Consider the following 11,119-nt stretch of genomic DNA (forward strand, 5'->3'; position numbering starts at 1 on the left):
CCTCACCGATGCCGGGTTCGCCGCGCTGACCGAGTCCTGGCCGATCCACCTCGCCAGCGTGCGCCGACACGTTCTCGACCATGTCCAGGGCGAGGACCTGAGTCGGCTCACCACAGTGTTGCAGCGCATCGCCACCGACACCTGACGCGTTTCGCACGCGTGCTGTGAGCGCCCGCCGGGCGAGCGTCGGCGCGGCCGAAGGCCGCACGGCCCGGCGGGCGCGGAGCGGTCAGCGCACCGTCAGCCGCCGCAGGCGTGAGACCGCCGCAGGCGTCGGCCCGTCGACCTCGAGGCCGACGTAGCGGGCCGTCTCGGAGGCGGTCAGCCGGCGCACACGGCCCCGGCCGGTGAGGGTTCCGGCGTTCCGGTAGGTGATGCCGTCCGTGCTGAAGGCGACCTTCGCGCCCGGTACCGCGCCCGCCGTCCACTCGGTCTCCACCGAGCGGACCGGGCGGGCCGCGCCGAGGTCCACGACCATGCGGCCGCGCGGGCCCGGCTGCCACGCCGTGTGGGCATCGCCGTCCACCGCCGCCGCGGGGTCGGACATGCCCTCCGGGAGCGGGCTCGTGGGAAAGACGGTCCTGCCGAGGGCCAGGTCGTCGTGCGGGTGGGCGGCCACGCCCGCCAGGACGACGGTGATCGTCCGGTCCGCTCTGACGACGGCGACCTGACTGCGCCCCTGGGCCCGGACGCGCAGCGTGCAGGAGGCCCCGGACAGGCGCACGGTCGCGCCGTCGACGACCTGGACCCGCAGCCCCGACGGCAGGCGCCGGCTTGTGACGGGGGTGAGCGTGAAGCGCGGGGGCAGCACGACCGCCGTGGCGGCGGGCAGTGCGGCATCGAAGGATGTGCCGTCGGCGGTCAGCCGCTGCGTGCCCTCGAAGACCACCGTGTCGGTGCCGGTGCGCGGGATCGTGATCCGCGTCTTGACGGGCTCACCGGAGAGGTTGAACAGGGTCAGGTGTCCGTCCGTCAGCGTCGTGCGCACCTCGGTGTGCTCCGCCGTGGGCGCGGTCCCCCGGGCGATCGCGCGCAGCTTCCCGGCCGATGTGCCGGGGAAGCCCTCGACGAGGAGGGGTGCCGCCGGGCCGTCGCCGAGGACGATCGTGTCGTCGTAGACGCCGATCGGGTTCCGGCCGTCCCGCACCACGAGCCCGGCGCGTCCCTCGACGTCGAGCCAGCCGCCGCGGCTGCTCACCGCCGGGCTCGGCCCGGTCGCCAGGTCCTTCCAGTCCCGGCCGTCCGTGGAGCCCTGGACGCGATAGGCGCGTCCTGCCGCCGATTCCCAAGCCAGGGTGACCCGGTCGACCCGGTGCTCGGCGCCGAGGTCGACGGCCAGCCAACTGTCGGCGCGCGGACGGTCGGCCCTCGACACCGCCCAGCGGGTGGCCGCGTCGCCGTCGACCGCGAGCGGCGCGCCCTTTCCCGCGTCGGCCGACGAGGCGGTGGCGGACCCGCCGCGCGCGAGGTCCGCACCCTGGGCGCCGTCGCGCGTCTCGAAGGCGTACAGGGAGTACCCGTAGGCCGGGTCGGGCCGCACGCCGAGCATGCGGATGTGGCGCACCGTCGTGGGGGTGAAGCCGAGTTCGTCGACCCGTCCGGCGGGTGTGCCGGTGGAGGTGTCGCGGGCGCGGACGGTCGTCTCGCCCTCCTCGAAGCGGTAGGTGCGCGCGCCGTCGAGCCCCGGCATGCCGGGCATCGTCAGATTGTGCACCTCGAGGTGGCCCTCCGCGTCGGCGGTGCCGCCGCTCGCGTAGACGATCGACCCGGTCGGGAGCGTCGCGAACCCGGCCCAGCCGCCATCGAGGCGCAGCAGCGTCGCGCTGCCGTCGAAGCCGTCGCGCAGGGACTCGTATACGCGCACGGTACGGCCCTGGACCTGCGCGGCGGTGGCGGGCAGGAACATCGGGGTGGCGCCGCTGAGCCGGAACAGCCAGTCGTCGTGCCCAGGCTGCCAGGCGAACTTCACGAACCCGGGCTTCGTCACGGCACCGGCCCACGCGGTGCGCGACTGGTGTGACACCAGTCCGGGGCCGGTCCCGAAGTCCGTGACACCACTGGCCTGCGCGAACAGTTCCGCGCGCGAGAGCGCCTCGACGGGCCGCCCGGACGCCGCCGCCCACACATGCAGCAGGTAGCTGATCGCGATCTCTGCGCGTGCCTCCGGCTCGTACTTCGGCTCCCCCGAGAACTTCGCCAACCGGTGCTCGGGCGGGTACTGCTGGTACGCCTCCAGCCGCGACGCCAGCTCCCGCTCGGCGCGCGCCGCGGCCCGGTCGCGCATCACCTGGGAGAGGAAGGCGAGCGGGATGACGTCCCTGCCGTAGAGGTGTTCGCGGTCCTCGACCATCGGCATCAGCGGTTCACCCGCGTCGCTCATGACGCCCAGCAGGGTGCGCCACAGCGGCTGGGCGTTCGGCTGCCGGGCGAGGACCTGCGGGAGAGGGCGTCCGGCGGCCAGGAAGTGCGCGGCGTTACGGCCGGAGGTGCGCCACAGCTCCTCCTGGTAGTGCGGGCCGAAGGAGCCGTGGTTCTCGACGATGAAGGTGTCGTACAGGTTGCGGGCGGTGTTCTCGAAGACGGCGACGCCGTCCACGCGGGCGGGGTTGGCGAGGTCGGCGGGCGGCAGCCCCGCCTCGTTGCGCGACCAGATGCCGTACCACGTGGCCCAGTCGGCGGCGCGGCGGTCGTCGTGGGCCCATGCGAGCGCCGGTGCGAGGGTCTGCGCGTACAGGCCCATCTCCTCCAGCTTGGTGTCGCCGACGTGTCCGCCGCTCAGGCCGTTCGGCGTCCAGTCGCCGGAGGCTGGGTCGTCGCCGCTGCCCAACGACACGGTGTAGGCGGCCTGTTCGCGGACGATGGTCTCGACGTTGCGCCGTGTCGGGGTGTCGAGGTCCTTCCACAGCAGCCGGGCGGCGAGGACGAAGTACGACTGGAAGGTGGTGTCGAAGAAGAGCGTGCGGCCCCATTCGTCGCCGCCGGTGAGCCGGTTGGACGCGGCGAAGTGGCGGATGGTGGCGAGCGTGCGCCGCTTCAGGGTCTCCCGGTCGGTGCCCGCGCGCGCCGCGTCGTAGGTGCCGTGGGTGAGCAGGACCGCGTTGCCGAGGACCACGGCGAACCCGAAGTCCTTGGCCAGGTAGTGGCCTTGGGTCTGGTCCCACTGCGTCTCGGACCACCGGGTGTGGTCCAGGAGCACCCGCAGGTAGGTGGCCGCGACCTCGTCCGGCGGCGGGTCGGTGCGGCCGTGCGCCGCCTGGGCGCTCGCGGCCGCGGTGAGCGGGGGCAGGGCGGCCAGCGCGCCCGTGAGACCGGCGAGGTGCAGGAAGCGGCGGCGGTCGAAGGGCAGGGATGGATGCGACACGGGGCGATACCTCATAGGCTGGACAACGTTGTCAGAGGAAGGGTGACGCACATTCTTCGGCGGTCCCGGTCCGCGCGTCAACGGGTGTGGCGTCAGCCGTTCACCGGTTTTCGCGGGGCCGTCCATGCGGCCGGGGTGTTTGCGGGCAGGGCTCACCGGCCGGTGGGGGCAGGGGGCTGCCCACCGGCCGTTCCGGGGGTCGTGCGGCGGTCCCGGGCCGCCGCCGGTGTCACATCCGGGGCCCGAGCCACCTCAGTTTCGTCGCGGCCTGGTACGGCCCGCCGCCCTCGTGGCCGTTGAAGTCGTACACCTCGATGGACTTCTCCTCGTGGGCCCAGGCGTTGAAGGCCGCGAACACGGTGGAGGGCGGGCACGTCTGGTCCTCGAGGGCGGTGGAGAAGAGCGCGGGCGCCCGGCCGCGAGCGGCGAAGTGGACGCCGTCGAAGTAGGAGAGCGTGCGCAGCGCTTCCTCGGTACGACCGCGATGCGTGCGCAGGAAGAGGCCGATCTCCCGGTACGGGCCCGAGTCCGTCAGGGTGACGGCGCGCGGGAAGTCGCACAGGAACGGCACGTCCGGGGCGACCGCCAGCAGATCGGGGACCAGCCCTCCCACCGCGAGGCAGATCCCGCCGCCCTGGCTCTCCCCGATGACCGCCGTACGGGAGGCGTCGGTGAGCGGATGCGTGCGGGCGGCCTCCACCGCCCGCACGGCATCCGTGAACACCCGCCGGTAGTAGTGGTTCTCCGGCGCGTCGATCCCGCGGGTCATGAATCCCGGGTAGGCGGGGGCGGCGCCCACCGGGTCCGCGGTGCCGCCACCGCCACCCCAGCCGCTGCCCTGGCCGCGGGTGTCCATCACGAAGTGCGCCCGGCCGGTGGACGCCCAGAGCAGATGCTCATGGGGCAGTCCCCGCCCGCCTCCGTACCCCACGAACTCCACGACCAGGGGCACCGGCTCGGCGGCCTCCGCGGGCAGCGTCAGCCAGCCCTTGACCGGGTGGCCGCCGAAGCCCGCGAACGTGGCGTCGTACACCCGCACGGTGACAAGGCCCGTGTCGACGGGCTCGAAGCGGGCGCCGAGGTCGTGCCGCCGGGCCTCCGTCAGCGTGGCGGACCAGAACGTGTCGAAGTCGTCCGGTTCGGTGGAAGCGCTGCGGTAGCGGTGCAGTTGCTCGCGTGGAAGGTCGAAGAGCGCCATGCGGGACTGTCTTCCTCGGGAGGACGGCAGGAGGGCTGATGGTCGTGGGGTGCGTACCCGGGTCCGGCGGGGATCGCGTCTAGCCGCGGGCCATCGCGATGGATCCGGCGAGGCGTTCGCCCGCTTCGTAGATCATGTACGGAACGCCGTGGTCCGTGCCGAAGGAGGGGGCCGCGGCCCGGCCGTTCTCGGGTGCCGATGAGTGGGAGTCGTAGAAGACGCCGAGGTGCTTGCGGAGCGAGAAGTCCTTGCCCACTTCGGTGATCATGAGGTCGCCGCCGCTGGTCTTGTCCTTGTTGTAGACGACGAACGCGGAACCGCCGCGGGTCAGCAGATGCGGACCGCCGACGTTGATCGCGCCGACGTCCGAGTGGCGTACCAGCGGTGTCTGGGCGAAGGTCCAGTTGCGGCCGTCCGCGGACCAGCCCCAGCCGATGTCGCGGTGGTCGGTGGTGTTGTTGGTCATGAACAGCATGACGTAGTGGGCGCCACGGGAGGGCAGGTCGTACTGGAACACCCGGGCGTAGGACGTCTCGGTGGTACCGGCGGGCATCATGGACGTGGTCAGCACCGCCTTGTCGTAGGTGAAGTGGATGCCGTCCTTCGAGCGGGCGAGGCGGGTGGTGGTGTTCTCGCCGTGGAAGTACAGCCAGAACTCCTTGATGTCCTCCTTCCACAGCACATGCGGCGAGGAGACGTGGCTGACCGAGTAGTGCGGGTCCCATCTGTTGGACACGATCGGGTTCGACGGGTACTCGGTGAACGGGCCCTCCAGGGAGTCCCCGTAGGCCAGGCAGATGCCGCCCGGCGCGTCGTGCGGCGCGTAGTAGAGGTAGTACCGGCCCAGGGGGCTGGCCAGCTTGTCGTAGACCCCGCGGATCGTGGGGAAGATGATCTCGCCCGTCGGGTTGTACTTCAGCTTCGACGGGGTGAGCAGTGTACGGACGTAGGTGTAGTCCGGGAACCCGCCGGGCGCGGCCGAGGCGGACGGCGTGGCCGAAGCGGACGGTATGGCCGGCCCGCCGACGGTGAGCGCCGCGCCGGACACGGCGGTGGCGCGCAGGAACATACGGCGGTCGAGGCCGGATTGCGGCTCGGGCATGATCGGCTCCTTGGGTCGGATACTGCGGGTTCAATGGCTGGGGGTTCGGTGGCCGGGGGTTCGATGGCCGTGGGTTCGGTGGCTACGGGGTCGGGTGGCTAAGGGGTGGCGTGGCCGCGCGGTCGGTCGAGGCGTGGGGCGGGTCGGGTCGGGTCGGCTTCGGTCATAGCTCGGTGAAGGCGGTGACGCACAGGCCGCCGAAGGCCACGGCCCACACATACGGCAGGGTGCGCAGCATCACCTGGTGTGGGGAGACGCCCGCGTACTGGGCGCTCCACACGGTCTGGGTGCTGGTCGGGTCGGACACGCCGAAGACCTGGTTGTACGAGGCGGTCATGCCGAGAACGGCGACGGCCGGGTAGATGCCGGTGGCGACGAGCACACCCGCTATCCCGGCGCCGAGGCCGAAGACGTTCAGGGGGCCGCGGAACAGGCACAGCGGCACCAGCAGGGTGAAGACGAGGATGAACAGCACGGTGTTCTGCGGGCTGATGGACTTGACGAGGGGCTGAAGGGCGTCGACGGCGCCGGGCAGCTTGACCGCGGCGAGCAGGATGCCGATCGCCACGAAGAGGGTGATGGGCCACGAGCCGAGCAGGATCGCGATCATCGTGGCGGCGAGCGCGGGCGCCCCCTCCTGGAGCACCGTGTCGAGCACGCTGCCCTTGCCGGTGAGCGGCGCGTCCGCCAGGAACGCGATCGCCACGGCGAGCAGCACCAGGGCGAACGCCGTGGGCAGTTTGCGGGTGAGCATGGCGGCGACTCCCGCCGCCATGACGAGCAGGATGACGACACCCATCGTTCAGTTCTCGCTTTCGCAGGACACGGCGGCGGCCAGCGCCTCCGTGAGCAGCAGAGGGCTGCGGCCCAGGCCGCAGGCGGCGTGGGCGTAGGCGTGCGCGGCGATCTCGTCCGCGCCCGCGACGTACGCGTACAGGCGGCGCCGGCCGAAGCGCAGTGCGGTGTGGCCCAGCGCCCGCTTGAACTCGGCGCGCACCGCGGCGTGGTGGAGCCAGGCGTGTGCCTGCTCGTGGGCGAGGGCGGCGGCGCGCACCGAACCTTCGGGGTACCAGTGGCGCCAGCCGCGCTCGGCTACGAGGCGCTCGGCCCGCTCGACGGTGTCGGTGTACACCTCGACCACCGGCGGCCGGGACCGGTAGCGGGCCAGCAGCCCGGCGTCCAGCCCGCCGTCCCGCTCGACGACCCGCACGGTCACGGCCCGCGGGGTCATCCGGCGGCCGAACTCCGTGGCCGCCACCGCCCAGTGGCGCAGCAGCACGGGATCGCGGCCCTCGTGTGTGGGGGTCCCTCCGAGCAGGCGTACCGCGAGGTCCACGTCAAGGTCGCCGCTCATGTCCGCGACTCCACGACGGCGACGACCGGCTCCCCGGCGCCGCGCGGGCGCAGTTCGGCGCGGGCCAGGGCGAGCAGCGCCTCGGGTTCCAGGACACCGGAGAGGTCCGCGATCCGGCCGCCGACCAGGAGCCGTACGGCCGGGGCCCGTACGCCTCCGTCGCCGTAGGAGGTCGCGTCGCGGACCAGTGCGGCCAGCGCCTCGCCGGAGCCCTCCACCGTCATGGTCGCCACCCGCGCGTCCGCCGCGCCGAGCCGCACCACACCGTCCGCGTCCACCACCCGCACCGGATGGCGGTCCGCCCGCAGCCGGCGCCGCACCTCGGTGCCGTACACCGTGTACGCGTCCGTCCCGGCCAGTGTCCGCACGCGGGTCTCGGGCGTTTTGAGGCTGGTGGCGGCGGCGCGCAGCCGCTCGTCGGCGTCGGCGCGGTGGGCCCGGTCCTGGGTGCGCAGCTCGGTGGCGCCCGTCGCGACCGCCCGGACGGTGTTGGTCTGCGGGTCGACGGTCACCTCCACCTCGACGCCGTCGGCGGCGGCGCCCTGGGCGACGACGGCCCGCTCGGCCTCGGCGCGTACGGCGAGGATCTGTTCCTGGGTGGCGCCGGGCACGATGCGCTCGACCTGTTCGCGCACCAGCGCGAGCGCCACCCCGATGGGGCTGATGACCTCGCTGTGCCGGGCGATGCGGCCGTCGAGCCCGGCGGAGGCGGCCAGATGCGGGGTCACCGCCGCCGCTCCCCCGCCGCCGCCCACCAGGAGGGCGGTGTCGCGGTCCAGGCGGTAGTCGCGGATCATGGCGTCCACCACCGATCCGACCTGCTCCGTCCCCGCGTCGAGCACCGAGCGTGCCGCACCGGCCACATCCGTGCCGAGGATGGCGGCCAGCGGGGCGAGGGCGGCCCGCGCGACCTCCTGGTCGCTGCGTGCGAAGTCCTCCTCCCCGACCCGTCCGAGCGCGTTGGCCGCGCAGGTCATCGTCACCGCGAACCGGCCGCCCGCCGCGTCGAGCACCACGTAGTCGTCCGGGTCACCGGCCATCGGCCGCACCATCGCCACCCGGGCGTCCCGCAGTTCCTCCAGCGAGGCGAAGCAGGCGTAGGGCAGGCCCGCGATATGCGCGCTGCGCGGACCGACACCGGCCACCTGCCCGTGGGAGACCCGCACCATGGAACCGCCGCCGACCCCGACCGTGCGGACGTCCAGGGCGCTCAGATAGGAGGTCTTGCCGAGGATCGTCGCATGGCGCACCGCCACCTTTCCCCGGCGCACCACGCTGATGTCGGTCGAGGTGCCGCCCGTCTCCAGGAACACGCCCTCGCTGACCCGCTCCTGCATCAGCGCCCCGGCGACGCCCGCCGCCGGGCCCGACAGGATCGTCAGCAGCGGACGCCGGCGCATCTCGTCCAGCGACATCACGCCGCCGTCGCAGCGCATCACCATCAGCGGCGCGGTCACCCCGGCCTTCGTGATGGAGCCGTCCACCAGATCGGCCGTGGCCAGCATCCGCGGCAGGATCGCGGCGTTCACCACCGCCGTCCGGGTCCGCTTGTGCAGTCCGTACATCGAGGTGATCTCGTGGGCCGCGGCCAGCGGCAGTCCCGTGGGCCGCGCCACGTCGAGCACGGCCCGCTCGCCCTCGGGCCGGTCCACCCCGAACGGCTCCGTGGCGACGAGGACCTCGGCCCCCTCGGCGCGCACCCGCTCCACGGCCGCGCGCACCTCGTCCTGTGCGGACGGATCGGCCACATGCGCGTACACCAGCGGAAGCCGCTTGCCGGGGGTGAGTTCGAGCTTGCCGAAGGCGGCGAGCCGCCGGGTGATCACCGCGCCCGGCCCGCCGCCGATACCGATCAGTCCGACCGTGGCCACATCGCCCTCCAGCAGGGCGTTGGTGGCCTGGGTCGTGCCGTGCGCCAGGAACACGACGTCGCCCGCCGTCCGGCCGACCTTCGCCAGGAGCTGTTCGAGCGCCTGGACGATGCCGTGGGCGACACCGTCCTCGTGGTGGTGGCTGGTGGGCACCTTCACCTGGCCCACCAGTGTGAGCGCGGCGGCGTCGACCGCCACGGCATCGGTGAACGTGCCACCCACGTCGATGCCGACGCGGATGCGGCGGTCTGGAGTCATGGCGGGCACCTCCTTGTGTGTTGACGTGCTTCGCGTTATCCGGGACGGGGGGCTGGAAGAGCTGTCGGACGAAGGTCAGTAGCCGCGGACGTCGGGCCAGCGGCGCTGCACACCCGCCCGGTCCAGGAGGCGGCCGAACTCCTCGAACCGCTTGTCCTCGGCCTGCACCTGGTGGGGCTCCACGCCCTCATCCAGGCAGTGCGCGGCGAGCGCGCCCGCGACCTCGCCGACGTTCCACTCGACCGGGTGCAGCCGGTAGCAGCCGTTGGTGATGTGGGTGGTGCCGATGTTCTTGCCGGCGGGCAGCAGGTTCCGCACCCGGCGCGGCACCAGCGCGCCGAGCGGGATCTCGAACGGCACGGAGCCGACGTCGATATAGGTGTCGCCGCCCGTGGAGGGGTGCAGGTCGATGCGGTAGCCGCCCACCCCGACCGAGTCGCGGTAGCGGGTCCGGCCATGGGGGCCGACCACGTCGATCGCGACGTCCTGTTCGACGACGGTGGTCACCGCCTTGATGCGCCGCGACTCGCGCACGTAGGCCGCCTTGGCGAGACCGTCCGCGGTGCCGGTGACGTCCGGGCGGATGCGCAGCCCCGGGAAGCCGGTGCCGCCGTCCGCCCGTGGTGCCTCCGTCTGTAGCCAGTACAGCACCGACAGCGACAACTGGCGTGCCTCGCGCAGGGCTTCGGCCTCCTGGCCGATGTACGGCTTGAGCCAGTAGTCGTTGAGCGGCCAGTTGACGAGGGTGATGTCCGAGCCGAAGGCGCCCGGCCGGTGCAGTCCGCGGGCGAGGATCCGGCGGAATCCCCACAGCTCCTTGTCCCCGGCGTCGGCGCTCTGGTCGGCGCTGACCGCCAGCGGGTCGAGGTCCGGGTTGGGCACGAAGGTGCGGGGCACGGGCTCCAGGGTGCGCGGGTCGGGCGCCTGGAAGCCGAGCAGCGGACCCGGCCAGAAGCCGGGCCGGTAGGAACGCCAGAAGTCGTAGTCCGCGGGCCGCTCCACGGTGTGGTCCTCGCCCTCGTGGTGCGAGAGCGCGAAGCACACGGTGATGCCCTGCTGGTTCTCGGGCCGCGCTTCGGCGGGGGCGTGCGGTTCGCCGAACTCGTCCCGCGCCTCGGCCCCGTTGGCGTGCTCCACACCGGCGAGGTCGAGCAGTTCACCGGTCTCGGTGGCGTCGACGACGTACCGGGCGGTGAACGTGGTGCGCTCGCCGGAGCGCAGGTCGCGCACGGTCACCGCGCGGATCATGTCGCCGTCGGTCTCGGCGACCACGGCGCGGTGCTCGGTCAGGACGGTCAGCAGGCCAGCGGCCCGGTACGGGGCGAGCATGCCCTCGAGGACGGCGAGCGCCACCCTTGGCTCATGGCACAGCTTGCTGACCCGGCCGGCTCCCGGGTTCAGCTCCGTAAGCCCCAGTGCCTCGGCGCGCAGCGGATACCACTGCCGGTAGTAGGCGCGGATGCCCTCGCGCAGCGCCCGGTAGGTCGCCGTCGTACCGAACTGCTCCACCCAGGGGTGCTCGTCCGGCGGCACCGCCTGCGCGGTGAGCTGGCCGCCGATCCAGTCCGTCTCCTCGGTCAGCACCACACGTCGGCCCGCCCGGCAGGCGCCGAGCGCGGCGGCGATCCCGCCGAGGCCGCCACCGACGATCAGGATGTCCGGTTCCGCTGTCACGCTGCTCCTCGGGGTCGTGTCCGAACCGCGATGTCCGAACCGCGGTGTGCGTCAGGGGGTGTCATGGCCGCCGGCCGGGCGGGCCCGCCGTCTCGCCGGTACGGAACGCGCAGGCCACCAGGGGTTCATGGGTCTCCTCGCCGGCCACCAGGGCGGAGAGGAGCCGGACGGCGGCCGCGCCGAGCTGGTGCCGGGGCACGTCGAAGCCCGTGGGCACGGGTGCCGCGGCCACGTCCGGCGGCGGGCCGCCGAGCAGCCCGAGCGAGACGTCCCCGGGGCAGCCGAGTCCGGCCTCCCGGAC

Annotated in this window: 7 protein-coding genes and 1 pseudogene; all 8 read right to left on the reverse strand. The window is 73.2% G+C overall.

The window, feature by feature from the left end; translation table 11 throughout:
* Positions 1–229 precede the first annotated feature (229 nt).
* Entirely contained in the window at positions 230–3,361 is a 3,132-nt protein-coding gene (locus KN815_RS03045; RefSeq protein WP_216339896.1) for a discoidin domain-containing protein, read from the reverse strand.
* Positions 3,362–3,590: 229 nt separating this feature from the next.
* Positions 3,591–4,559, reverse strand: a complete 969-nt coding sequence (locus KN815_RS03050) for an acetylxylan esterase (RefSeq protein ID WP_216339898.1) — start codon at positions 4,557–4,559, stop codon at positions 3,591–3,593.
* A 79-nt stretch (positions 4,560–4,638) separates the two neighbouring features.
* Complete coding sequence (locus tag KN815_RS03055) at positions 4,639–5,661, reverse strand: hypothetical protein (RefSeq protein WP_216339900.1); 1,023 nt, start codon at positions 5,659–5,661, stop codon at positions 4,639–4,641.
* A 163-nt stretch (positions 5,662–5,824) separates the two neighbouring features.
* Positions 5,825–6,460: a hypothetical protein gene (locus tag KN815_RS03060; RefSeq protein WP_216339902.1), complete on the reverse strand. Its 636-nt coding sequence runs from the start codon at positions 6,458–6,460 to the stop codon at positions 5,825–5,827.
* Positions 6,461–6,463: 3 nt separating this feature from the next.
* Positions 6,464–7,015, reverse strand: a complete 552-nt coding sequence (locus tag KN815_RS03065) for a hypothetical protein (protein WP_216339904.1) — start codon at positions 7,013–7,015, stop codon at positions 6,464–6,466.
* On the reverse strand, positions 7,012–9,144 hold the full coding sequence (locus tag KN815_RS03070) for a hydantoinase/oxoprolinase family protein (RefSeq protein ID WP_216339906.1): 2,133 nt from the start codon (positions 9,142–9,144) through the stop codon (positions 7,012–7,014). Before KN815_RS03070 ends, KN815_RS03065 begins: the two co-directional genes overlap by 4 nt.
* 75 nt (positions 9,145–9,219) lie before the next feature.
* Positions 9,220–10,818, reverse strand: a complete 1,599-nt coding sequence (locus KN815_RS03075) for an FAD-dependent oxidoreductase (RefSeq protein ID WP_216339908.1) — start codon at positions 10,816–10,818, stop codon at positions 9,220–9,222.
* Positions 10,819–10,879: 61 nt separating this feature from the next.
* Positions 10,880–11,119: pseudogene (locus KN815_RS03080) on the reverse strand (LacI family transcriptional regulator); the annotation flags it as partial.

It is taken from the genome of Streptomyces niphimycinicus (genome assembly GCF_018883605.1).
GTDB classification, from domain to species: domain Bacteria; phylum Actinomycetota; class Actinomycetes; order Streptomycetales; family Streptomycetaceae; genus Streptomyces; species Streptomyces niphimycinicus.